General features: G+C 69.2%; 20 protein-coding genes. 15 read left to right on the forward strand and 5 right to left on the reverse strand.

Features of this window, described 5'->3' with window-relative positions:
- The first annotated feature begins 86 nt into the window (after positions 1-86).
- From LQ222_RS13180 to LQ222_RS13225, 10 genes are read left to right on the forward strand one after another with little or no spacing between them, the layout of a single operon-like run.
- Entirely contained in the window at positions 87-902 is an 816-nt protein-coding gene (locus LQ222_RS13180) for an ABC transporter ATP-binding protein (RefSeq protein WP_230166981.1), read from the forward strand.
- Entirely contained in the window at positions 899-2,806 is a 1,908-nt protein-coding gene (locus LQ222_RS13185; RefSeq protein ID WP_230166983.1) for an AMP-binding protein, read from the forward strand. The genes LQ222_RS13180 and LQ222_RS13185 overlap by 4 nt, the downstream gene beginning before the upstream one ends.
- Positions 2,807-3,700 carry a branched-chain amino acid ABC transporter permease gene (locus tag LQ222_RS13190; protein ID WP_230166985.1) on the forward strand — a complete coding sequence of 298 codons (894 nt, stop codon included), beginning with the start codon at positions 2,807-2,809 and terminating at the stop codon, positions 3,698-3,700. It abuts the gene before it with no gap.
- Positions 3,701-3,707: 7 nt separating this feature from the next.
- Positions 3,708-4,772, forward strand: a complete 1,065-nt coding sequence (locus LQ222_RS13195) for a branched-chain amino acid ABC transporter permease (protein WP_230166987.1) — start codon at positions 3,708-3,710, stop codon at positions 4,770-4,772.
- Positions 4,773-4,813: 41 nt separating this feature from the next.
- On the forward strand, positions 4,814-6,100 hold the full coding sequence (locus LQ222_RS13200; RefSeq protein ID WP_230166989.1) for an ABC transporter substrate-binding protein: 1,287 nt from the start codon (positions 4,814-4,816) through the stop codon (positions 6,098-6,100).
- Complete coding sequence (locus LQ222_RS13205) at positions 6,100-6,933, forward strand: ABC transporter ATP-binding protein (RefSeq protein WP_230166991.1); 834 nt, start codon at positions 6,100-6,102, stop codon at positions 6,931-6,933. The genes LQ222_RS13200 and LQ222_RS13205 overlap by 1 nt, the downstream gene beginning before the upstream one ends.
- An 11-nt stretch (positions 6,934-6,944) precedes the next feature.
- A complete protein-coding gene (locus LQ222_RS13210; RefSeq protein WP_374202166.1) occupies positions 6,945-8,591 on the forward strand; it encodes an acyl-CoA synthetase in 1,647 nt (548 codons plus the stop codon).
- Positions 8,588-9,760 carry an isovaleryl-CoA dehydrogenase gene (locus tag LQ222_RS13215; RefSeq protein ID WP_230166994.1) on the forward strand — a complete coding sequence of 391 codons (1,173 nt, stop codon included), beginning with the start codon at positions 8,588-8,590 and terminating at the stop codon, positions 9,758-9,760. Before LQ222_RS13210 ends, LQ222_RS13215 begins: the two co-directional genes overlap by 4 nt.
- Entirely contained in the window at positions 9,757-11,367 is a 1,611-nt protein-coding gene (locus LQ222_RS13220; RefSeq protein WP_230166996.1) for a carboxyl transferase domain-containing protein, read from the forward strand. The genes LQ222_RS13215 and LQ222_RS13220 overlap by 4 nt, the downstream gene beginning before the upstream one ends.
- A complete protein-coding gene (locus LQ222_RS13225; RefSeq protein WP_230166998.1) occupies positions 11,367-13,352 on the forward strand; it encodes a biotin carboxylase N-terminal domain-containing protein in 1,986 nt (661 codons plus the stop codon). Before LQ222_RS13220 ends, LQ222_RS13225 begins: the two co-directional genes overlap by 1 nt.
- Here LQ222_RS13225 and LQ222_RS13230 read toward each other — a convergent pair.
- The 4 genes from LQ222_RS13230 to LQ222_RS13245 form a co-directional block, all read right to left on the reverse strand.
- Entirely contained in the window at positions 13,312-13,776 is a 465-nt protein-coding gene (locus LQ222_RS13230) for a hypothetical protein (protein ID WP_230167000.1), read from the reverse strand. The two genes, LQ222_RS13225 and LQ222_RS13230, sit on opposite strands and share 41 nt — an antisense overlap.
- A 65-nt stretch (positions 13,777-13,841) precedes the next feature.
- Complete coding sequence (locus LQ222_RS13235; RefSeq protein ID WP_230167002.1) at positions 13,842-17,090, reverse strand: error-prone DNA polymerase; 3,249 nt, start codon at positions 17,088-17,090, stop codon at positions 13,842-13,844.
- On the reverse strand, positions 17,087-18,709 hold the full coding sequence (locus LQ222_RS13240) for a DNA polymerase Y family protein (RefSeq protein WP_308071613.1): 1,623 nt from the start codon (positions 18,707-18,709) through the stop codon (positions 17,087-17,089). Before LQ222_RS13240 ends, LQ222_RS13235 begins: the two co-directional genes overlap by 4 nt.
- Positions 18,710-18,810: 101 nt before the next feature.
- The gene (locus LQ222_RS13245) at positions 18,811-19,542 is read right to left on the reverse strand and encodes an ImuA family protein (RefSeq protein ID WP_230167006.1); all 732 of its coding nucleotides are present in this window, start codon (positions 19,540-19,542) and stop codon (positions 18,811-18,813) included.
- Positions 19,543-19,749: 207 nt separating this feature from the next.
- On the opposite strand from LQ222_RS13245, the gene LQ222_RS13250 reads away from it, so the two are divergent.
- Complete coding sequence (locus LQ222_RS13250) at positions 19,750-20,772, forward strand: cysteine synthase A (RefSeq protein WP_230167007.1); 1,023 nt, start codon at positions 19,750-19,752, stop codon at positions 20,770-20,772.
- A gap of 20 nt (positions 20,773-20,792) precedes the next feature.
- Positions 20,793-21,446 (forward strand): serine O-acetyltransferase, encoded by a 654-nt coding sequence (cysE, locus tag LQ222_RS13255; protein WP_230167009.1) that lies wholly within the window; start codon positions 20,793-20,795, stop codon positions 21,444-21,446.
- A gap of 121 nt (positions 21,447-21,567) precedes the next feature.
- Here the strand turns inward: cysE and LQ222_RS13260 are convergent, their stop codons facing one another.
- The gene (locus LQ222_RS13260) at positions 21,568-21,873 is read right to left on the reverse strand and encodes a DUF1127 domain-containing protein (protein WP_230167010.1); all 306 of its coding nucleotides are present in this window, start codon (positions 21,871-21,873) and stop codon (positions 21,568-21,570) included.
- A 47-nt stretch (positions 21,874-21,920) separates the two neighbouring features.
- Here LQ222_RS13260 and LQ222_RS13265 point away from each other — a divergent pair, with 47 nt between their 5' ends.
- From LQ222_RS13265 to LQ222_RS13275, 3 genes are all read left to right on the forward strand, one after another.
- Entirely contained in the window at positions 21,921-22,880 is a 960-nt protein-coding gene (locus LQ222_RS13265; RefSeq protein WP_230167012.1) for a LysR substrate-binding domain-containing protein, read from the forward strand.
- Positions 22,881-22,998: 118 nt separating this feature from the next.
- Positions 22,999-23,583, forward strand: coding sequence for an SIS domain-containing protein (locus LQ222_RS13270; protein ID WP_230167014.1), 585 nt, complete (start codon positions 22,999-23,001; stop codon positions 23,581-23,583).
- Positions 23,580-24,551 (forward strand): NAD-dependent epimerase/dehydratase family protein, encoded by a 972-nt coding sequence (locus LQ222_RS13275; RefSeq protein WP_230167016.1) that lies wholly within the window; start codon positions 23,580-23,582, stop codon positions 24,549-24,551. Before LQ222_RS13270 ends, LQ222_RS13275 begins: the two co-directional genes overlap by 4 nt.
- The last annotated feature ends 291 nt before the right edge of the window (positions 24,552-24,842 follow it).

Raw genomic sequence — 24,842 nt, forward strand, 5'->3', positions numbered from 1 at the left:
CCGCCCCCGGGGCGCATGATCGTTGCCACGGAGCCCGCCCGCCCCATAACCTGCCCCGGGAACGAGACCTGGGGAGGATACGCCGCGTGAAGGCAGAGGCGCCGATCCTGGCGGCCGAAGGCGTCAGCCTGCGCTTCGGGGGCGTGCGCGCCCTGGCCGATGTGTCGTTCGAAGTACGCCCCGGCGAGATATTCTCGATCATCGGTCCGAACGGCGCGGGCAAGACCTCGATGGTGAACTGCATCTCGGGGCGCTACCGGCCGACCGAGGGGCGCATCCTGTTCGACGGCCAGGACATCACGCGCACCGCCACGAGCCGCCGTGCCGCGCTGGGCATCGGGCGGACCTTCCAGAACCTGGCGCTGTTCGGCCACATGACGGTGCTCGACAACATCATGGTCGGGCGCCATCACCTGCTGCGGACGGGCTTCGTGCGGGGCATGGTCTATTGGCTCGGCGGTGCCCAGCGCGAGGAGCTGGCGCATCGGCGCGAGGTCGAGGAGATCATCGACTTCCTCGAGATTCAGCATGTGCGCAAGGCTGTCGCCGGCACGCTGTCCTACGGGCTGCGCAAGCGTGTCGAACTCGCGCGTGCGATGGCGCTGAAGCCGAAGCTGATCCTGCTCGACGAACCGATGGCCGGCATGAACCTCGAGGAGAAGGAGGACATGGCCCGCTTCATCGTCGACCTCAACGAGGAGCTCGGCATGACGGTGCTGATGATCGAGCACGACATGGGCGTGGTGATGGACATCAGCCATCGCGTCATGGTGCTGGATTTCGGCAGGCGCATCGCGGCTGGCTCGCCGGAGGAGGTGATGGCCGATGCGCATGTGAAGCGGGCGTATCTCGGCGAACCCGACGAGGCCGCGCACGACGACGCCGAGCACGCCACCGCATGACCCAGATCGAGCTCACCCTCCCGCGCCTGCTGCGCCGCAATGCCCGCAGCCACGGCCGCGACGTCGCGATGCGGGAGAAGGAATTCGGCATCTGGCGTTCGCTGACCTGGTCGGACGTCGCGACGCGCACTAGGGACCTGGCGCTCGGCCTGCGCGCGCTTGGTGTCCAGGCCGGTGAGGTGGTGGCGCTGATCGGCGACAACCGGCCCGACTGGGTGATGGGCGAGATCGCGACACATGCCGTCCGCGGGCGATCACTCGGCATCTATCGCGATGCGTTGGATGACGAGGTGGCTTACCTGCTGTCCTTCAGCGGCGCGACCGTCGCGATCGCCGAGGATGAGGAGCAGGTCGACAAGCTGCTGAACGTCTCGGACCAGGTGCCGGGTCTGCGGCACATCGTCTATTGCGACCCACGCGGGATGCGCAAGCATGCCGATGGGCGGCTGGTCTCGGCGGCCGAACTGGCGCAGCGGGGCGCGGCGGCGGCGGCGGCGGACCCCGGGCTGTGGGACAGGCTGGTCGATGCGACGGATGGCGAGGACGTCGCGATCCTGTGCACCACCTCCGGCACGACGGCGCGGCCGAAGCTGGCGCAGTTGAGCGCCCGGGCGCTGATCCGCCATTGCGAGGCCTACCTGGCGGTCGACCCGAAGGGGCCGGAGGATGAATACGTCTCTGTCCTGCCGCTGCCCTGGATCATGGAGCAGATCTACGTATTGGGTTGGGGGCTGATCTCCCGCATGAAGGTCAACTTCGTCGAGGAGCCCGAGACGATGATGGCCGATTTCCGTGAGATCGCGCCGACCTTCGTGCTGTTCGCGCCGCGCGTGTGGGAGGGGATCGCGGCCGATGTGCGCGCCCGTGTCATGGATGCGTCACCGCTGAAGCAGCGCGCCTTCGAGGCAGGCATGCGCATGGGCCTCGACGCGTTGAAGGGCGGCGGTCGGTCCGCGCTCGCCGATGCGCTGCTGTTCCGTGCCTTGCGCGACAGGCTCGGCTTCACGCGGCTGAAATCCGCGGCGACGGGGGGGGCCGCGCTGGGCCCCGACACCTTCCGCTTCTTCCAGGCGCTGGGCGTGCCAATGCGCCAGCTTTACGGCCAGACGGAAGCTCTCGGCGCCTACACCATCCATCGTGCCGGGGAGGTCGATTTCGACACCGTCGGGACGCCCTTCGGCGACGCCGTCGAACTGCGCATCCACGAGCCCGACCAGAATGGCGTCGGCGAGATCGTCACGCGCCATCCGAACATGTTCGCCGGCTACCTCGGTGTCGACGACGTGGCCGACATGCGCGATGGCTGGATGCACACGGGCGATGCGGGATACTTCGACAGGCGCGGCCAGCTGGTGGTGATCGACCGCATCAAGGACATTGCGACCATGTCGGGCGGGGATCGCTTCTCCCCGCAGTTCATCGAGAACAAGCTCAAGTTCAGCCCCTTCGTCGCCGAGGCGGTGATCCTGGGCGACCAGCGGCCACACCTCGCGGCGATGATCTGCATTCGCTTTCCGATCGTCAGCAAATGGGCCGAGCGCAAGCGGATTTCCTTCACCACCTACTCCGACCTCGCGGCGCGGCCGGAGGTGCTCGATAAGATCCGCGAGGAGGTCGCGCAGGTGAACGCCTCGCTGCCCGCACCGCAGCGCATCCGTGACGTGGTGCTGCTCTACAAGGAGCTGGACGCGGACGACGAGGAACTCACCCGCACCCGCAAAATCCGCCGCGGCGTGATCAACGCGAAGTACGGCGACATCATCGAGGCGATCTATGCCGGGCAGGACGCGATCCCGGTCGACACGACCATTGCCTTCCAGGACGGGACGAAGCAACGGATCCGCACGGTGCTGCGCGTGATCCGCATGGACGACGATGCCGGCGCGGCACGGAAGGTGGCCTGAATGGATACGACGCTGCTGTTCCAGCTGGTGCTGAACGGCTTAATCGTGGGCGCGCTGTATGGCGTGGTCGCGATGTCCTTCGTGCTGATCTACAAGGCGAGCCAGGTGGTGAACTTCGCCCAGGGCGAGTTCCTGCTGGTCGGTGCCTGGGTCTGCTGGTGGATGCTGACCACCTGGCAGCTTCCCTTCTGGGCCGGATTCCTGGTCACGCTCGCGTTCATGACGCTGTTCGGCATCCTGCTGCAGATCATCGTGCTGCGGCCGCTGATCGGCGAGCCGGTGATCAGCGTGATCATGGCGACGGTCGGGCTGTCGATCTTCTTCCAGGCGCTCATGAAGTGGATGTTTGGCGTTTTCGCCCAGCCCTTCCCGCCGATCTTCACGAGCGAGCGCATGCGGGTCATGGGGCTCGAGGTGCAGACCGTCTACATCGCCAGCCTGGGCGTCTCGGCGCTGATCATGCTCGGTTTCTGGTGGTTCTTCACCTATTCAAAGCATGGGCTCGCGATGCGTGCGACGGCCTTCGACCAACAGGTGGCGCAGTCGCTGGGCGTCAGTGTGCCGAAGGTCTTCGCCATGTCCTGGGCGATCTCGGCGGTCGTCTCTACAGTCGCCGGCGTGGTGGTGGGCGTGGTGAACGGTGTGTCCTCGGCGCTGTCGTTCTACGGCATCAAGGTGTTCCCGGCGGTGATCCTCGGCGGGCTCGATTCGATCGTCGGTGCCGTGCTCGGCGGCCTGATCGTCGGCGTGCTCGAGAACCTGGCGCAATATGTCGATGCGCAATGGCTCAACTGGGGCAATATGTACCAGATCGCGCCCTTCTATGCCCTGATCCTGATCCTGCTGATCAAGCCCTATGGGCTGTTCGGCACACGCAACATCGAACGGGTCTGACACCGGCATGACGTCGATGACCCCGGCGGGCGATTTCCGCAGCAGCTATCGTGCCGACACCACGATCTTTCCGACCCGTTCGTCGATGATGGCAACGATCGCCGGCGTGGCGCTGCTCTGCGCCGCGCCGCTGGTCTTCGGTCGCTACGAACTTGGCCTGCTGATCACCATCGGCTTCAGCGCGATCGCGGCGCTCGGCCTCAATATCCTGGTCGGCTTTACCGGGCAGATCTCGATCGGTCACGCCGCCTTCTTCGGCTTCGGTGCCTTCGCATCCGCGCTGCTGGTCGAATATCATGTGCCGGTGCCGCTGGCGATCTGGGGCGCGGGTCTGATGACGGCCGTGGTCGGCCTGGTCTTCGGGGCACCCGCAGCGCGCCTGAAGGGCCTGTATCTGGCGATCGCCACGCTGGCTGCGCAGTTCATCCTGGAGGACTTCTTCGCCCGCGCGCGCTGGTTTTCGGGTGGCGTCGCCGGGCGCGTGACCGAACCCTATGAGCTGTTCGGCCTGCGCCTCGATCGCGAGGAAACCTATTTCTACGTCGTGCTGGCGCATGTCGTGGTGATGTTTCTCGCGGCCGGCAACCTGATGCGGACGCGGGATGGCCGCGCGCTGATCGCGGTCCGCGACCACTATCTCTCGGCCGAGATGATGGGCGTCAACCTTGCCTACTACCGGACCTTGTCCTTCGGCATCGCGTCCTTCTTCGCCGGCGTGGCAGGGGCGCTCTACGCGCACTACCTGCTGTTCGTCAGCGTCGAGGCCTTCAATATCCTCTATTCGATCCAGTTCCTGGCCATGATCATCATCGGCGGGCTGGGATCGGTGATGGGCAGCATGATGGGCGCGGCGTTCATGGTGTTGCTGCCGGAAGTGGTGCAGGCCGGCGCAGACCTGCTGGCTGGCAGCGCGATCGACCGCACCTTGCGGCTCGGCGCCTCCATCTCCTTCCTGCGTGAGATGGCGATCGGCGCCGCGATCATCCTTTTCCTGATCTTCGAGCCCGACGGGCTCGCGCATCGCTGGAAAATGATCAAGGCGTATTGGAAACTCTACCCGTTCTCGCATTGAGGCCGGCAAACGGCCCGCATCATCCAAGGAGGAGACTGACAATGAGGCTTCCGCTTCCCCTGCTGGCCGGCGCGCTGCTTGCCGCGGCGCCGGCCTTCGCGCAGGCGCCGATCCCCGTCGGGCACCTGATGGACAATTCCGGGGCGACCTCGGATGTCGGCGTGCCCTATGGGCAGGGCGTGGCGGATACGCTCGCCTGGGTGAACCAGACGCGCAACGGCGTGGCCGGCAGGCGGCTCGCGGTGTCGGGCTTCGACTACGGCTACCAGGCGCCGCGCGCGGTCAGCCAGTACCAGTCCTGGGCGCAGCGCGAACGCGTGGTGGCGATCCAGGGCTGGGGCACCGCGGACACCGAGGCATTGGTGCGCTTCGTCACGCGCGACCGCATTCCCTACATCTCGGGCTCCTACTCGGCGGCGCTGACGGATGCGGGTGGCACGTCTCGCCGGCAGGGCGTGGAACCGGCACCCTTCAATTTCTTCTACGGCCCATCCTACTCCGATGCGCTGCGCGGCATGCTGCAATGGGCGGCCGAGGACTGGCGCGCGCGCGGCCAGCAAGGGCGTCCGCGCTATGTGCACATGGGCGCCAACCACCCCTACCCGAACAGCCCGAAGGAGGCTGGCGAGGCCCTTGCACGCGAACTCGGCTTCGAGGTTCTGCCGGCGATCCAGTTCGCACTCACGCCGGGCGACTACACGGCGCAATGCCTGACGCTGAAGAACCAGGGTGCCAACTACGCGTATCTGGGCAATACGGCGGGGTCCAACATCTCGGTGCTGCGCGCCTGTCAGACCGTCGGCGTCCAGGTGCAGTTCCTCGGCAATGTCTGGGGCATGGACGAGAATGCCATGAAGGCCGCCGGCACCGCCGCGGATGGCGTGGTCTTCCCGGTGCGTACCGGCGTGGTGTGGGGCGGCACGGCGCCGGGCATGGAGACGCTGCGCGCCATCAGCCGCGTCTCGGACCAGGCCGGCACGGCGTATCGGCCGGTGCACTACCTGGCCGGCGCCTGCGCCGCGATGCTGATGGTCGAGGCGATGGAGACGGCCGCGGCGAATGGCGGCCAGGTGAGCGGCGAGCGCATCCGTGACGGCTTCTATGCCCGTCGCGACTGGGTCCCGGCCGGGTTCCAGGGCGTCTGCACGCCCTCCACCTTCACCGCGCAGGACCACCGCGGCACGATGCGCGTCGCGCTCTACCGCGCACGTGTCACCGGCAACACCGCACAGGGCTCGGTGCAGGAACTGATGACCGCGGGCACCATGGCGCTGCAGCCGGTCGCCAATATCGACCTGCAGCGCCGCGCCGACTGGCTCGGCTGGTGATGAGCGAGGCCGCGCAGCAAGCCGCGACGCGGGCAGACACAGCCCCGCCGCTCCTCGAGGTGAAGAACATCGAGGTCGTCTACAGCGAGGTCATCCTCGTGCTGCGCGGCCTGTCGCTGGTGGTGCCGCAGGGTGAGATCGTCGCCCTGCTCGGTGCCAATGGTGCCGGGAAGTCGACCACCCTGAAGGCGATATCGGGCCTGCTCCGAAGCGAGGAAGGCCAGGTGACGCGCGGCGACATCCTGTTCGCTGGCGAGCGGCTGAACGGCATCGATCCCGACCGCATCGTTCGCCGCGGCATCTTCCAGGTCATGGAAGGGCGACGGATCATCGGCGACATGACGTGCCTCGAGAACCTGCGTCTCGGCGCCTTCACCCGCAGCGACGGCGAGGTGCGGCGCGACATCGACATGGTCTACGAGTATTTCCCGCGGCTGCGCGAACGCACGGGCCTCGCCGGCTACCTTTCGGGCGGCGAGCAGCAGATGCTCGCGATCGGCCGCGCGCTGATGGCGCGGCCGAAGCTGATCCTGATGGACGAGCCGTCCATGGGCCTGTCGCCGCTGCTCGTGAAGGAGGTCTTCGGCATCATCCGGCGCCTGAACCGCGACCTTGGCATCACCATCCTGCTCGTCGAACAGAATGCGCATATGGCACTGTCCGTCGCGTCCTATGGCTACATCATGGAGCAGGGGAAGGTCGTGCTCGACGGCACGGCGGCTTCGCTCGCGGAGAATGAGGACGTCAAGGAATTCTACCTCGGCGGCCATGGCGCCGACCGGAAGTCCTTCCGCAACCTGAAATCCTACAAGCGCCGGAAGCGTTGGCTGTGAGCGCGGCCGCGATCCTGCCGCCATCGGAGTCGTATGAGGAGTTGATCGCCCGCTTCCGCTGGTCCGTTCCTGCAAACTTCAACATTGCCGAAGCCTGCTGCGATCGCTGGGCCGATGGCAGCGGTCGCGTCGCGCTGGTCCACCAAGCAGTCGGCGGCGCGATCGAACGGATCTCGTACGACGCGCTGCGTGGCGCATCGGCGCGCATCGGCAACGTGCTGAAGGCGCGCGGGGTCGCGCCTGGCGACCGCGTGGCGGTGCTGCTGCCGCAAGGGCCGGAAGCCGCCATCGCGCATCTCGCGATCTACAGGATCGGCGCGATTGCCGTCCCGCTGTTCCAGCTGTTCGGGCCGGATGCGCTCGAGTTCCGGCTGCGCGACAGCGGTGCGGCGGCGATGATCACGGATGATGTCGGCCTGGCCGCGATGGGTGATACGCGCGATCGGCTGCCGCTGCTGCACACCATCCTCGGCGCTGAAGGGGCTCGACCCGGCGTGCTGTCGCTGTGGGAGGCCGCGGAGCGGGCGAGCGATGCCTGCCCCCTGGCCGAGACCGCGGCCGATGATCCTGCGCTGATCGTCTATACCTCGGGCACCACCGGATCGCCCAAGGGTGCGCTCCATGCGCATCGGACCCTGATCGGCCACCTGCCTGGCGTCGAGATGCCGCAGGAGATGTTCCCGCAGCCCGGCGACCTGTTCTGGACGCCGGCGGACTGGGCGTGGATCGGCGGGCTGCTGGATGTGCTGCTGCCATCGCTGTTCCATGGCGTGCCGGTCCTGGCGCACCGCATGGCGAAGTTCGATCCGGAGCGCGCCTTCGACCTTATGGCGCGTCATGGCGTCCGCAACGCGTTCCTGCCGCCGACGGCGCTGCGCATGATGCGCCAGCTGCGCGACCCGACACGCTTCGGCCACCGCCTGCGCAGCATCGGCAGCGGCGGCGAGACGCTCGGGGCGGAGACGCTGGAATGGGGCCGCGAGGCCTTCGGCGTCACCATCAACGAATTCTACGGCCAGACGGAATGCAACCTGGTAGTCGCCAATTGCGCGGGGCTGATGCCCGTCAAGCCGGGCTTCATGGGGCGCCCGGTGCCGGGTCATCGCGTCGCGGTGATCGACGCCGCCGGCGTTCCCCGCGCAGCCGGCGAGGAAGGCCGCATCGCCATCGCGCGCCCTGATCCCGCGATGTTCCTGGGCTATTGGAACAACCCCGAAGCGACAGCGGCGAAGTTCCAGGGCGCGTGGCTGCTGACCGGCGATACCGGCACCGCAGACGACGAAGGATATATCCGCTTCCTCGGCCGCGACGACGACGTCATCACCTCCTCCGGCTACCGGATCGGCCCCGGCGAGGTCGAGGATTGCCTGCTGCGGCATCCCGCTGTCGCGATCGCCGCCGTGGTCGGGCTTCCCGACGTGCTGCGCACCGAGGAAGTGACGGCGGTGATCGTGCCGCGGGAAGGCGTGGTGGCGGATGATGCGCTCGCCGCCCGAATTCGTGCTTTCGTGCGTGAACGCCTCGCCGCGCATCTCTATCCGAGGCGTGTCGTTTTCGTTGAGTCCCTGCCCATGACGGCGACCGGCAAGGTGATGCGCGGCGCGTTGCGTCGCGACCTGGCCGCGGCGCTTGTCGCGACACCGGAAGACAGGCCATGAGCGCGAACCAGATACCCATGCTCGATTTCGGCCTCGGCGACGAGGTCGACATGCTGCGCGACAGCGTGCGGTCCTTCGCCGATGCGCGCATCGCGCCGATCGCCGCCGAGATCGACCGCACCGACGAATTCCCCCGGTACCTCTGGCCCGAGATGGGCGCGCTCGGCCTGCACGGCATCACCGTGGAGGAGGAGTATGGCGGCGCGAACATGGGTTACGTGGCGCATTGCGTCGCGATGGAGGAGGTCAGCCGTGCCTCCGCCTCGGTCGGGCTGTCCTATGGGGCGCATTCGAACCTGTGCGTGAACCAGATCCGCCGCAATGGCAGCGAGGACCAGAAGCGGCGATATCTGCCGAAGCTGATCTCGGGCGAGCATCTCGGCGCGCTGGCGATGAGCGAGCCGGGCGCCGGCAGCGACGTGGTGTCGATGCGGCTGCGCGCCGACAAGCGTGGTGACCGCTACGTGCTGAACGGCACGAAGATGTGGATCACCAACGCGCATTACGCCGAGACCATGGTGGTCTATGCGAAGACCGACCCCGATGCCGGTCCGAAGGGCATCACCGCCTTCATCGTCGAGCGTGACTTCAAGGGATTCCGGCCGGCACAGAAGCTCGACAAGCTTGGCATGCGCGGATCCCCCACCAGCGAGCTGGTCTTCGAGGATTGCGAGGTGCCGGAGGAGAACGTGCTCGGCCAGGTCGGCGGCGGCGTGCGGGTGCTGATGTCCGGACTGGACTACGAGCGCGCCGTGCTGGCTGCGGGGCCGCTGGGCATCCTTCAGGCGTGCCTCGACCTGGTGGTGCCCTATGTGCATGAACGCAAGCAGTTCGGCCAGGCGATCGGCGAATTCCAGCTGATCCAGGCGAAGCTCGCGGACATGTACACGCAGCTCAGCGCCTGCCGCGCCTACGTCTACGCCGTGGCGCGCGCCTGCGACCAGGGACGGACCTCACGCAAGGATGCGGCCGGCGCCATCCTGTTCGCGGCGGAGGCGGCGACCAAGGCGTCGCTCGATGCGATCCAGATCCTCGGCGGCAACGGCTACATCAACGACAGTGCCACCGGCAGGCTGCTGCGCGATGCCAAGCTGTACGAGATCGGCGCCGGCACGAGCGAGATCCGCCGCATGCTGATCGGCCGCGAGCTGTTCAAGGAGACAGCGTGAGCCACATCCTCTCATCCAGTGTCGACACGCGCGGGGAGGCGTTCCGCGCGAATGCCGCCGCCATGGGCGCGCTGCTGGATACGCTTGGCGCGCAGACGGCCACCGCCGCGGCCGGCGGTCCGCAGGGTGCGCGCGACAAGCATCTGGCGCGCGGCAAGCTGCTGCCGCGCGAACGTGTCGAGCGCCTGGTCGATCCTGGCGCGCCTTTCCTGGAACTGTCGCCGTTGGCCGCGCATGGAATGTATGGCGGCGAAGTGCCCGGGGGCGGCATCATCACCGGCATCGGCCGGGTGGCAGGGCGCGAATGCGTCATCGTGGCAAACGACGCCACGGTGAAGGGCGGTACCTATTTCCCCATCACCGTGAAGAAGCATCTGCGCGCGCAGGAGATCGCGCAACAGAACCGGTTGCCCTGCATCTACCTGGTCGATTCCGGCGGTGCGAACCTGCCGAACCAGGATGAGATTTTCCCCGATCGCGACCACTTCGGCCGCATTTTCTTCAACCAGGCACGCATGTCGTCGGCGGGCATTCCGCAGATCGCCTCGGTCATGGGGTCCTGTACCGCGGGCGGCGCCTATGTGCCGGCCATGTGCGACGAGTCGGTGATCGTGCGCGACCAGGGCACGATCTTCCTCGCCGGCCCGCCGCTCGTGAAGGCGGCGACCGGCGAGATCGTGAGTGCCGAGGATCTCGGCGGCGCCGACGTGCATACGCGCCTGTCCGGCGTCGCGGATCACTACGCGGCGGACGACATGCACGCGCTTGGCATGGTGCGGCGCATCGTCGGCAATCTGGGTTGCGGCAGGCGCGCGGCGATGGACCTGCGCGATGCCAGACCGCCCCGCTACGACCCGTCTGAGCTGCACGGAGTCATCCCTCCCGACCTGCGCACGCCGGTCGAGGCGCGCGAGATCATCGCGCGGATCGTGGATGGCTCGGAGCTCGATGAGTTCAAGCACCGCTACGGCACCACGCTGGTCTGCGGCTTCGCACGCATCTGGGGCATGCCGGTCGGCATCCTCGCGAACAACGGCATCCTGTTCTCGGAATCCGCGCAGAAGGGCGCGCATTTCATCGAGCTGTGCTGCCAGCGCGGCATACCGCTGCTGTTCCTGCAGAACATCGCCGGATTCATGGTGGGACGGAAATACGAGGCGGGCGGCATTGCCAAGGATGGCGCGAAGCTGGTGACCGCCGTTGCCTGCGCGAACGTGCCGAAATTCACGGTCATCACCGGCGGGTCCTTCGGCGCCGGCAACTACGGCATGTGCGGGCGCGCCTATTCGCCGCGCTTCCTGTTCACCTGGCCGAATTCACGCATCTCGGTGATGGGAGGGGAACAGGCGGCGAGCGTACTGGCCACGCTGCGCCGCGACAACATCGAGGCACGCGGCGAGGCCTGGAGCGCCGAGGCGGAGGACTCCTTCAAGGCCCCGATCCGCGACAAGTACGAACGTGAGGGGCACCCGCTCTACGCCACGGCCCGCCTGTGGGACGACGGCATCATCGACCCGGCAGATACGCGCGACGTGCTCGGCCTCGCCATGGCCGCGTCGCTGAACGCGCCCATCGAGGAGACACGCTTCGGCGTGTTCCGGATGTGATGTTCGGCAGCATTCTCATCGCCAATCGCGGCGAGATCGCCTGCCGGATCATGCGCACCGCGCAGCGCATGGGGATTCGCTGCATCGCGGTGTTCAGCGAAGCCGATGCCAATGCGCTGCATGCGGACCTGGCCGACGAGGCGCATCCGATCGGTCCCGCCCCGGCCCGCGACAGCTACCTGCGCGGCGATCGCATCATTGCCGTCGCGAAGGCCGCCGGTGCCCAGGCGATCCATCCTGGCTACGGCTTCCTGTCGGAGAATGCCGACTTCGCGGAGGCCTGCGCCGCTGCCGGCATCACCTTCATCGGCCCGCCGGCTGCCGCGATCCGCGCCATGGGCAGCAAGGCCGAGTCCAAGGCGCTGATGGTCGCTGCCGGCGTGCCCGTGGTGCCCGGCTATCATGGCCATGACCAGGGCGAGGATCGACTGGCGGCGGAAGCCGCGCGCATCGGTTTTCCCGTGCTCATCAAGGCCAGCGCGGGGGGCGGCGGCAAGGGCATGCGGCCGGTGCTGGCCGCCGCGGATTTCCTGGACGAACTGGCTGGCGCGCGGCGCGAGGCGAGGGCCGCCTTCGCCGACGACCGTGTGCTGCTGGAGCGCTACCTCCAGAAGCCACGGCATGTGGAAGTGCAGGTCTTCGCTGACAGCCATGGCCGCACCATCCATCTGCACACGCGTGATTGTTCGGTGCAGCGCCGCCATCAGAAAGTGCTGGAGGAGGCGCCCGCGCCGGACCTCGCCCCCGCGCTGCGCGAACGCCTGCATGATGCGGCGGTCGCCGCCGCGCGCGCCGTCGGCTACGTGAATGCCGGCACGGTCGAGTTCATCGTCGAGGGCGACGATGCCTTCTTCATGGAGATGAACACGCGGCTGCAGGTCGAACACCCGGTGACGGAGATGATCACCGGCCTCGACCTGGTCGAATGGCAACTGCGTGTCGCAGCCGGGGAGGCGCTGCCCTGCGACGAAACCCCCGAAGCCCGTGGCCATGCCGTCGAGGTAAGGCTTTATGCCGAGGATCCGGCCGCGGAGTTCCGGCCCTCCGTCGGGCCCCTGAAGCGCTTCTTCGGCCCGGCCCAGCGTGAGGGCGTGCGGATGGACACCGGCGTGCGCTCCGACGATGCGATCACGCCGCATTACGATCCGATGATTGCGAAGGTGATCGCCGCCGGCCCTGATCGGCGCACCGCGCTGGAACGGCTCGGCGCCGCCCTCGCGGATACGCAGCTCGGCGGACTGACCACCAACCTCGCTTTCCTTCGGCGCCTGGTCGGGCATCCCGCGATGCTGGCGGCCGAGCTCGACACCGGGTTCATCGCGCGGCACGCGGCTGAATTGATCCCGCCGCCAAGCGAGGTTCCGGACCAGGCGCTCGCGGCCTTTGCCGCTGTGTATCTCGAACGCCTGCGACACGGCGGACATGGCGCGTCGCCCTGGGATGCGCGCTCCGGCTTCCGCCTGTTCGGTGCCGGCGAGGAACTGCTCCTGTTGCGCGACGATGTGCGGGTGCGCCGGGTCGTCGTGCGCCGGCGCCGCGGGGCGACGGAGGTGGTGGTCGATGACGGCGTGCCCATCGCCGTCGCGGCGGAGGTGTCGGCCGGCCTCCGGGCATCGGTCGACGGCGTTTGGCACCGGGTCCCATTCACCCTGGATGACGGCGTGGTGGCACTGACCTTCGGCGGGGTGGACCACACGCTCCGCCTGGTGGATCCCTACGCGCCACGCGGCGGGGAGGTGGCGGCGGAGGGCCGCCTTGCGGCGCCAATTCCCGGCCGCGTCGTGCAGGTGCTGGTCGCGGTTGGGGAGCGCGTGGTGCGCGGGCAGGTGGTGGCGATCCTGGAAGCGATGAAGACCGAATTGCGCATCGCCGCGCCGGCCGACGGCATCGTCGCGCATATCGGCTGCGGCGCGGGGGACAGCGTCGAGGAAGGCACCGAGATCGTCACCCTCGCGCCAGCGGACGCGGGCGCAACGCCTCCCTGATCGGATGGCGCAGCAGCAGGCCGCTGCGGCGCAGCGCACAGCCCAGGTGAATGGCCGGCGGCATCGCGGCATAGGCGCTGCGCAGCGGCAATAGCCGCAACAGGGCGGCCAGCGCCTCGCTGCGTGCGCCGCGCTGGGCCAACGCGCAGGCGAGCAGCAGAGCGGCCTCCTGCGGCGTGACCTTCGGGCAGAGCAGGCAGCCGGCCTCGATCGGTGCGGCACGCAGCAGCGAATCGAGTGGCGGCGCCGCCACCGCCGCATCCTCGGTCGCGAGGATCATGGCCATGGCAGAGAGCGGCGTCTGCCTGGCGCGCGCCGCCACGTGCCAGGCGCGCATGGTGTCGAGCAGCAGGCGCTCGGCCGGCGGCAGGTCGTCGGTCGGTGTGCCGGTCCAGGGCCAGTCGGGCAGTCCGTGGGTTGCCATGAGGGTTCCTTGCGCTGCGGGTTCCAGGCGTAGCGCAAATGAGAATGATTCGCAATAATGGCCGGTCAGTGAAAATCCCGGCTTTGCGGCATCCGCACCCGTCCGCGGGGATCGTCCCGAGGATTGGGCCGCCGCACCTCGTCCGCGCGCGCCATGCTGGCGTCCCAGCGGGCCTCCTCCATCAGATGCAGGCCATCCAGCAGGTCGGACCGATCCTGCACGCGTGCGACCAGCAGATGGATGATCGGCACCGCGGATTTCTCGTGCCGTTCCACGCGGCCTTCCGCGACGATCAGGCGCGATGCCACCACGGCGGCGCGGAAGCGCTCGGCGATGTCGGGATACATCACCAGGTTGGCGACGCCGTGCTCGTCCTCGACGGTGAAGAACACCACGCCCTTCGCGCTGCCGGGGCGCTGGCGCACCAGCACCAGGCCGGGCAGGCGCAGGCGGCGGCCCTGCGGCGCGGCATTCAGCGCGCGTGTATCGGCCAGGCCCAGCGCGTCCAGTTGCGGGCGCAGCAACGCCATGGGATGCGCGCGCAAGGTCAGCCCGGTGCCGGCATAGTCCAGGACGGTCTGTTCGCCCGCCGTCGCGCGCGGCAGGCGCGGCGCCGCCTCGGCGCCATCATGCGCGGCGAGCGGCGGGGCGGGGCCGGACAGCGCCGCCACGTCCCACAGCGCCGCGCGGCGGTCGCGCCCCAGGCCGCGGAAGGCATCGGCCTGGGCCAGGGCCTCCAGGTCGCCGCGGTCGAGCCGTGCGCGCTGCGCGAGGTCGGCGATGGAAGCGAAGGGCGCCTGCGCCCGTGCCGCCGCGATGCGCTGCGCCGCCTCCTCGCCCAGCCCGCTCACCAGCCTGAGGCCCAGCCGCAGCGCCAGCCCTTCCACGCTGTCCGGTGTGGGTTCCAGCGTGCAGTCCCAGTCGCTGGCGGTCACATCCGCGGCACGCACCGCGACCTGGTGGTCCTTCGCATCGCGCACGATCTGCGCCGGAGCGTAGAAGCCCATCGGCTGGCTGTTCAGCAGCGCGGCCGCGAAGATCGCGGGGTGATGGCACTTCACCCACGCACTCGCATAGACCAGCAGCGCGAAGGACATGGCGTGGCTTTCGGGAAAGCCGTAGCTGCCGAAACCCTCGATCTGGTGGAAGCAGCGTTCGGCGAAATCCTGCGGGTAGCCGCGCCGCAGCATGCCCGCGATGAATTTCTGCCGGAATGCCGCGACCTTGCCCTCGTTGCGGAAGGTCGCCATGGCACGGCGCAGCGCATCCGCCTCGGTCGGCGTGAAGCCCGCGGCGACGATGGCGATGCGCATCGCCTGTTCCTGGAACAGCGGCACGCCGAAGGTATTCTTCAGGACGGCTTCCAATTCCTTCGGGTCACCATCGGTCGGGGAGGGGATGTCGGCCTTCTCCAGCCCGTCCCGCCGCCGCAGGTAGGGATGCACCATGTCGCCCTGGATCGGGCCGGGGCGGACGATCGCGACCTCCACCACCAGGTCGTAGAAGACCCGCGGTTTCAGCCGCGGCAGCATGTTCATCTGCGCGCGGCTCTCCACCTGGAACACGCCGACCGCGTCCGCCTTGCAGAGCATGTCATAGACGCGCGGGTCGGTCGGCTTCAGATCCCGCAGCGCGATACGCTGGCCGTGGTGCTGCGCGATCAGGTCGAAGCCGCGCCGCAGGCAGGTCAGCATGCCCAGGCCCAGCACATCGACCTTCATCATCCGCAGCGCCTCGATGTCGTCCTTGTCCCATTCGAGGGTGGTGCGGTCCGCCATCGATGCGTTGGACACGACGGCGAGTTCGACCAGAGGCCCCTCGGTGATGACGAAGCCGCCGACATGGGTGGAGAGATGGCGCGGGAAGTCCTGGATCTCCTCCGCCAGTTCGATCGCCAGTGTCAGGCGCGGATCGGCCGTCGCATCGAGGCCCTTCTCGGCGGCGACATCCGCCATGTCGCGATCCCCGCGCGGACCCCAGACGGCCTTGGCGAGGCCCGTGGTGATGTCCTCGGTCAGGCCCAGCGCCTTGCCAACTTCGCGGATCGCGCCGCGATGGCGGAAGCGGGTCAGCGTGGCGCACAGCGCGGCGCGGTCGCGGCCGTAGCGTTCGTAGATGTGCTGGATCACTTCCTCGCGCCGCTCGTGTTCGAAATCCACGTCGATGTCGGGCGGTTCGTTGCGTGCGGTCGACAGGAAGCGGGCGAACAGCAGGTCATGCGCCTCGACATCCGCCGCGGTGATGCCGAGCACGTAGCAGACCGCGGAATTCGCCGCCGAGCCGCGGCCCTGGAACAGGATGCCCTTGCTTTGCGCGAAGCGGACGATCTCGTGCACCGTGAGGAAATAGGGCGCGTAGTCGAGCTGCGCGATCAGCGCGAGCTCGTCGCGCAGCAGGCGCAGCAGCTTCTCGCTCGGGCCGCGCGGCCACCGCGTGGCATCCGCGAGAGCCTCGGCAATGCGGGCTTCCAGCGTTTCCTGCGCCGTGCGCCCAGGATCAAGGACCTCCTTCGGGTACTGGTATCGAAGTTCGCCGAGCTGGAAGCGGCAGGCGGCGATGATGCGCCTGGTGTTCGTCACCGCCTCTTCATGCCCCTGGAACAGGCGCAGCATCTCGCCGGGGGATTTCAGATGCGCCTCGGCATTGGCGTCGGCCGCGAAGCCCAGCGCATCGACCGTGCGGCGCAGGCGGATCGCCGTGAGCACATCGGCCAGCCGCCGCCGTTCCGCGGTGTGGTAGCGCGCGCCACCGGCGGCCAGCAGCGGCGGCCCGATCCGCGCCAGCGCATCCAGGCGCCTGCGGTCGTCGCCGCGGTATCGGTGCGCCACGGCACAGAACAGCGGCATCGCCAGATGCGGGTGCAGCGCCACCGCATCGGCACGCAGCCTGGCCACGAACGCCGTGCCAATATCCTCCGGCGCAACCAGGGCCATCACGCTGCCCTGCGCATGCGCGATCAAGCCTGCCCGGTCGATGCGGCATTCGCCCTTCGGCGCCGCCATCCGCCCTTCCGAGAGCAGGCGCGTCAGCCGCCCCCAGGCGGCCAGGTCCTTGGGCCAGGCGAGATACTCGCAGCCATCCGTCAGGCAGAGCCGCACGCCTGGCAGGAAGGGAAAATCCCCTGTCTCGCCCTTCGCCGCATCGGCCTTGCCGGCGACCTGGGCGCGCACCACGCCGGCGAAGGAATTGCGATCCGCCACGCCGATCGCGGCATGGCCGAGCGTCTTGGCGGTCTCCACCATCTCATGCGGATGCGACGCCCCTTCCAGGAAGGAGAAGTTGGTCAGCGCGCCGAGCTCGGCGAAGGCCGTCACGGGAAATGCCCATGCAGGGCCCAGCGCGCCTCCCCGCCCGGTTCCACCAGGCCGATCCGGCAGACCCAGAGCCGCGCGCCGGAGGCGAGCTCCACCCTGTAGTAGTCGCGCAGCTTCCGATCCGCGCGGTCGCGCCACCATTCCGGTTCGAAGCGCTCCGGCCCCTCGGCGCGCACCACGCGATGCGCCTCCCGCCCGATCCGCAGCAATGATGGCGGCGCATCCGGCAGCAGCGCCATCGCGCCGATGAAGGGCGGGCGGCGCAACAGCCGCAGCGGGCGGGGCCGTGCGGACCAGCCGTCGAAGTCCTCCATCTCATCGAAAGCCCCGACACGCCGCACCGCGCGTTCCGGCCAGTGCGATGCGCGCGGCGCCAGCCGCCAGACCGGCAGGCGCTGCGACAGGCGATCGAGCAGCTGCGCCAGTTCCTCCCGCCGCGCCGACCGGCCCGTGGTGCCCAGCCCGTTCTGCACGCCTGCCATCGGGTCGGCCACCGGTGCTTCGAGCGTGATGCGGTCGTAGCCGCATTCCGGTTCCAGCCCTTCCAGCTTGCCGTGGAACAACCGCGCCAAGTGCTGCGGGTCGCGCGTGGCGAGGCCCGTGCCGATCGCGACCTCCTGCACCGCGCCATCGACGCGATGCGCGCGCAGCAGCATCCGCCGCCCGCCGCGCCCGGCCTCGCGCAGCGCGCGGCACAGCGCGTCCAGCAGCAGATCCAGCGCCGCCTCGATCCCCGCCCGCGTCGCCACAGGGTCGGCGAAGTCCCGCGCCACCTGCATCTCGGGCGGCGGGCGGATCGGCGAGATCGGCCGGGCCGCATGGCCCAGCGCCTCGTCCAGCGCCCGCGCCAGCCCGGCCCCGAAGCGCCGCACCAGCCCCGCCCGCGGCTGCGCCGCGACGCTGCCGACATCGCGCAGGCCCAGCCCCTGCAGGGCACTCACCAGCGCCGGGTCAAGCCGCAGTGCCGCCAGCGACAGCGGCCGCACCGCCGCTTCCTGCTTCCCCGCCACCACCACGCCGCCCCACCCGCCGCGCACCAGCGCCAGCGCCACGCCCGGCATCCCCGCCACCGCCGCGCGCGCCGTCAGCCCCTGCCGGGCGAGCCGCCTCAGCATCTCCGCCCGCAACGCATCCTCGCCACCGAACAGATGCGCCACGCCGGTGATGTCGAGCAGCAGGCCATCCTCGCCCTCGACCCCCACCAGCGGCGTGAAACGCAGGCACCACAGCGCCAATCGGTTCAGCGCCGCGGCATCGCCGGCCGGATCCTCCGGCACCAGCACCACCCCGGGCATGATCGCCTGCGCATCGGCCAGCGCCTGGCCGGCGCGCAGCCCAGCGGACCCCGCCTCGGCACTGACCGACACCACCACCCGCCGCGCGCCCCGCTGCGCCCAGACAACGACCGGGCCAGGGCGGCGCAGGCGCTCGACCGGCAGGCGCGGGAGGAGGAGGGCGAGGGTGCGGCGGGCGCGGCCATGGGGCGCTGCCCCCTGGACCCCCGCCGGGGAGGCTACGGCCTCCCCGGACCCCGCGATCAATGGGGGGGGAAGAGGGAGGGGCATGGCGGTCGCATTGGTAAGGAGGTCGCTTGGAACCCCTCCCTCTCCCACCCCCATCAAATTTCCCGCGGGTCTGGGGCGCCGTAGCCCCCCAGCGGGGGGTTCGGGGGGCTGGCCCCCCGTCGCCCCCACCCGCGGCGTCCTGCAGCACCGCCGCCTCACGCCCGCCGCCGCGCCGGCGTCGCCGCGCCCTCCTCGGTCACCAATTCGCTGCCGTGCCAGGTGGCGCGCCAGCTGGCCGGGCGGCCGCTGCGGCAGCGCAGCAGGTCAAGGCTCCAGGCCGCGTCGCCGATGGCGTGCGGGCTGGTGCTGTCGGAGGGGGCGGCGCCGATTCGCCAGCGGCTGAGGGCGGCGGTCGGGGCGGCGTTGTCCTCGTCCGGGCGCAGCAGCAGGCCGAGCACGCCACCTGATTCCGCCGCCAGTTGCAGCCGCCGCGCGGCGGTCAGGTCGAGCGCGCCGGCCACCAGCAGGGCGGCGCCGACGGCCGCGCAGCGCAAGGTTTCCTCCATCGCCCACAGCGCGTCCTGCGCGCGCGCCGCGCGGACCAGCACCAACTGCGCGGGCGAGAGGCCGAATCGCGCGAGGCCCGGCGGCCAGGCGTCGGGCTCGGGCGCGATCCAGAGCACCGTGCCGCCGGCGCGGGCCAGCACCAGGGCGGCGAAGCCCGCGGCGGCGCCGGGTTCGGCTGCCAGGATTTCGTGCAACGCAGCGCGCGGCAGGCCGCCCCAGGGCAGCGCGGCATCGATGGCGGGCGACAGGGGGATGGCGTCCTCCCCCCGCGCGGCCATGGCTTCGGACGCACCGGCGCGTTCAAGGCGCGCGATGCGGGCGCGCAGCGCCGAGAGCAGGGCAGGGCGGTCGAGTGGAGGGGCGTTCGGGGGATTGGACATGGCCTGGGGGAGGGCCGCTGATGTTCGCTTTATGTTCTAATGTCGTGCCCCCGAAGGTCAAGGACTGTGGATGGTTTCGCCTCGCAGACGCGTAAGCCGCCAAGGGTTTCTGTGAATAACACCCTCAGGAGAAAGGCTTTCCTGCCCCTTGTCCGGCCTGCCCCGGCAACCGACCATCATCAGCGCAGACGCAAGGAATGCCCGATCATGGATGCAGCCCCGCCGCCCCCCACCGGCATCGTGGATGGCTTCGAGGGTGCCGTCGGCAATACCCCCCTGATCCGCCTGCGCCGCGCCAGCGAGGCGACCGGCTGCGAGATTCTGGGCAAGGCGGAGTTCATGAATCCGGGCGGGTCGGTGAAGGACCGTGCGGGGCTCGGCATCATCCTCGATGCCGAGAAGCGCGGGCTGCTCACGCCCGGCCAGCCGGGCACCATCGTCGAGGGCACTGCGGGCAATACCGGCATCGGCATCACGCTGGTGGCGAATGCGCGGGGCTATCGCGCCGTGATCGTGGTGCCCGAGACGCAAAGCCGCGAGAAGATCGACTTCCTGCGCATGATCGGCGCCGACCTGCGGCTGATCCCGGCCAAGCCCTACTCCGATCCTGGCAACTACGTGCACTACAGCCGTCGCCTGGCGGAGGAGATGGGCGCCGTCCACGCCAACCAGTTCGACAACACGGCGAACCGCGCCGCGCACGAGGCGACGACCGGGCCCGAGATCTGGACGCAGACGGATGGGCGCGTGGACGCCTTCACCTGTTCCTGCGGCACCGGCGGGTCGCTGGCCGGCGTGGCGCGTGCGCTGAAGGCGCGCAAGCCCGGCGTGAACATCGTATTGGCCGACCCGATGGGCAGTTCGCTGTATTCCTGGGTGAAGACCGGCGAACTGAAGCCCGAGGGCAATTCCATCACCGAGGGCATCGGCCAGGCCGCCCGCGTGCCGGGCAACCTCGAACCCGATCGCGCGCTGATCGACGATGCCGTGCAGGTGACGGATGAGGAAGCGCTCGAGCAGGTGTTCGACCTGCAGATCCATGAGGGCATCTCGATCGGCGGGTCCGCCGGCGTGAATGTGGCGGCGGCGATCAAGGTGGCGAAGGCGATGGGTCCGGGTCACCGCATCGTCACGCTGCTCTGCGATGGCGGCGCCCGCTACCAGTCCAAGCTGTTCAATCCGGAGTTCCTGCGAGGCAAGGGCCTGCCCGTGCCGTCCTGGCTCGCCTGACGCAATCCCCGGGGGCACCGATGGAAATCACTGAACTCGCCCGCGCCATCCGCGACCGCGACCCGGCCCGTCCATCCTGGCCGGAGGCGGTGCTCTGCTATGCCGGGCTGCATGCCGTGCTGTGGCACCGCATGGCGCACGGGCTGTGGCGGATGGGGCTGAAGGGGCTGGCGCGCTTCGTCTCCCATATCGGCCGCTTCCTGACCGGCATCGAGATCCATCCCGGTGCGACGATCGGCCGGCGGCTGTTCATCGACCACGGCATGGGCGTGGTGATCGGCGAGACGGCGGAGATCGGCGACGACGTGCTGGTCTATCACGGCGTCACGCTGGGCGGATTGTCGGGCAGTCCGGGCAAGCGCCACCCGACGATCGGGAACAACGTGGCGATCGGCGCGGGGGCGCAGGTGCTGGGGCCGATCACCATCGGCGATGGCGCGCGCATCGGTGCCAATGCCGTGGTGACCAAGGACGTGCCGCGGGACTGCACCGTGGTCGGCATTCCGGCTCGGCCGCCGGCGGGATCGCCCTGTGCCGACCCGACCGTGGGCTATGGCCTCACTGACCCGGACCAGGATCCGGTGGGTGAGCAACTGGCGGCGATGCGCGCCGAAATGGTGGCATTGCGTGCCCGGGTCGCGGAACTGGAACGCCAGCCCGTCGCGGCCCGCTGAACAGCCGTGCCGGACGTGCCGAGGGGCGCGTCCGGCATTCCGCTCCGGCGGTTGTCCGGCGCGGCCGCATGCTGCGCCATCGACGTGTGGAGCCGGTAGGCTCGTGCGGTTGCGCGGCGGGTCAGCGCCGCCGCTCTGTCAGGTCCCAGGGCGCCCGGGCGGCTTCCACCAATGCCTCGGCGCGGCTGATGCCGATATCGGACAGCATGCGGCCATCCATTTCCGCCAGGCGGCGTCGGCTCTCGATCGCCCGCAGCATGCGATCGATCGCGAACAGCCAGCCTTCGCCAAGCGTCGCACGGTTCCGGGACGCGAGGGAGGCAGGGATGCTGCGAGTTGTCATGTGGAACTCCTGTCGGCTCAGGGGCGGCAGGTTCGCAGCCGGATACGCATCAGGAAAACGAAATGCATTGACCTTAAAGATCAATTTAATTGAAGATCGGCGGTGATGATCGGAATGGGAACTCCAGCGCCATGCGACCCGGCGAGACCGGGCAATGGACCTTCTCCGACCTTCCCACCGCGGCCCGGCGCTGGCAGGCGCGCACCATGCTGGTGATTCCGCCCGGCATCGATCCCGACCTGCTGCGGTCCTTCGTCCTGATCGCCGAGGGGAGGTCCTTCACCCGCGCCGCGACCGCCGTGGGCCGGACGCAATCCGCCGTCTCGATGCAGATCCGTCGGCTCGAGGAAACGCTCGGCCAGCCCTTGCTGCTGCGCGGGCCGCGCGGGGTGGAGACCACGCCGCATGGCGCCTGGCTGCTGGAACGCGCGAAGCGGCTGCTTGCGATGCATGACGAGATCTTTACCACCTTCCGCACGCCGGCGGTCTCTGGGACGGTGCGGCTCGGCACGCCGGATGACTACGCCTTGCGCTGGCTGCCGGGCATCCTCGCCCGTTTCGCCGAGGTGCATCCGGCGGTCGAGGTTGTGGTCACCTGCGCACCGTCGAACGAACTGGTCGAGCGGCTCGAGAGCGACGACATCGACCTGACATTGCTGTCAGGGGGCAATGAACGCCCCGGCATGGTGGGGCAGCCATTGTGGCGCGCAGGGTTGCGCTGGATCGGGTCGGCGACGCATGCGACGCATCGCCGTTCGCCGATTCCCCTGGCAACCGCCCAGCCGAGCTGTGTCTGGCGGCGCGCGGCCGTCCATGCGCTGGGGGAGGCGGGGCTGCCGTGGCGCGTGGCCTATACCAGCACGTCACAGGCCGGCACGCTCGCCGCGACGCTGGCTGGGCTTGCCGTGACGATCGGGCTGCCGGGCCCGCTGCCGGCGGGGTTGCGGTTCCTCGGGCCAGAGGATGGGATGCCGCCGTTGCCCGATTTCGCGATCATCCTGCTGTCGGGCCGCGTGGGCGGTCCCGTTGTCGAGACGCTTGCAGAAGCGATCCGCGCCGGCTTTGCGGAGGCGGCGGTGACGCAGGCTTGAGCGGGCGCGCCGGCCGTGTCATCTGCGCAGCGACTGCCGTGGTGTTTCGGGAGAATGGACGTGATCGACCGCCGCATGCGCGCCGCACCGGGGCCGGTCGGCCGTGGCGTCCGCTGACATGAGCGAGGCCACGCGCTTTGCGGCGCTGATGGAGGACGGCGCGGCGCTGCGCCGACGCCTCGCCGCGGAGATGGCGGCGGCGGTGATTGGTGTCGTCGATGCCTGCGAGGCATCGATGCGGGCCGGCGGCAAGCTGTTTTTCTGCGGCAATGGCGGCAGCGCGGCGGATGCGCAGCACCTGGCGACGGAGTGGCTGGTGCGGCTGCGCTCGAAGGTCGAGCGGCCATCCTGGCCGGCGATCGCGCTGACGCTCGATCCGGCGGCGCTGACCGCCGGAGGCAACGACTACGGCTTCGACGAGGTGTTTGCCAGGCCGCTGTCTGGGCTCGGCCGCGCGGGCGACGTGCTGTTCGGCATCACCACCAGCGGCCGCTCGCCGAACGTGCTGCGGGCACTCGAGACGGCGCGCGGCATGGGCATCGTCACGGTCGGCCTGCTCGGCGGCAATGGCGGCCCGGCGCAGGGGCTATGCGATCATCCGCTGGTGGTCCCGAGCGACGTGACCGCACGGATCCAGGAAGCGCATATCGCGCTGGGGCACGCCGTGCTGGAACTGCTCGAGGATCGGTTGGTGCGCGCATGACCGTGCTGTTGACCGGCGCCGCGGGCTTCATCGGCATGCATGTGGCCGAGGCGCTGATGGCGCGCGGCGACGACGTCATCGGCATCGACAACCTGAACGCCTACTACGACGTACGGCTGAAGCGGGCGCGGCTGGCGCGCCTCGAAGCGCGAGCTGGTTTTCGCTTCCTGGAGGCCGATGTCGCGGACCGCGAGGCGATGCTCGGGCTGGCGGAGCGACACGCCGGGGTGACGCGGATCGTCCACCTCGCCGCCCAGCCGGGGGTGCGGCATTCGCTCGTGGATCCCTACGCCTATGTCCAGTCCAACGTGATGGGGCATCTGGTCGTGCTTGAATTGGCGCGGCGGCTGAGGCGGCTCGAGCACCTGGTGTATGCATCGTCGTCGTCGGTCTATGGGGCCAATCGGGACCTGCCCTTCGCCGAGGCGGACCGGGTGGACCATCCGGTCTCGCTCTATGCCGCGACGAAGCGGTCGGGCGAGCTGATCAGCGAATCCTACGCGCATCTGTTCGGACTGCCCCAGACTGGGCTGCGCTTCTTCACGGTCTATGGGCCTTGGGGGCGGCCCGACATGGCGCCGTGGATGTTCGCCGAGGCGATCCTGTCGGGCCGGCCGGTCACGCTGTACGATGGCGGCCGGCTGAAGCGGGATTTTACCTTCGTCGACGATATCGCCGCGGGCGTGCAGGGGTGCCTGGACCACCCCCCCGAGGGCACGGCGCCGCGCGTGCTGAACATCGGTAACAACCGCAGTGTGGAGGTCCGCCGCTTCGTCGAGGTGCTTGAAGGCGCCTTGGGGCGGCGAGCGATCGTGGTGGACACGCCGCGGCCGGCGACGGATGTCGCGGAAACCTTCGCGGATATCTCGGCGATCCAGGCGCTGTGCGGCTTCGCGCCGCGCACGCCGATCGAGGTCGGAATCCCTCGGTTTGCGGAATGGTATCTTTCCTGGCGGGAGGGGGGTTGACCGCTTCCGCCAGGGGGCATAGAAGCCCGCCACGCCGCTGATGAGGCGGGGTTGACGAAAGGGCGGTGAGCCCTTAGATTTGTCGGCCCGCTACGAAAGCGGACTTTCGCTAGACTGGCGATTGGATGGCCTCGTTGAGGGGTTGTTGGTTGTTGGTTTGGTGAGTGTTCTTTGACAATGAAATCGGTTTTGGAAGTGTTTGGTTCTTGGCTGTCCTGAGTGTGGGATGGCTGGGTGCTGGGCTGAGGGATTGCGATGTTGTCCTGTTGAGGGCTGGTGGTGCTGAGGTGC

Origin of the sequence: Roseomonas sp. CECT 9278, from assembly GCF_918698155.1 — a bacterium.
Lineage (GTDB): Bacteria > Pseudomonadota > Alphaproteobacteria > Acetobacterales > Acetobacteraceae > Neoroseomonas.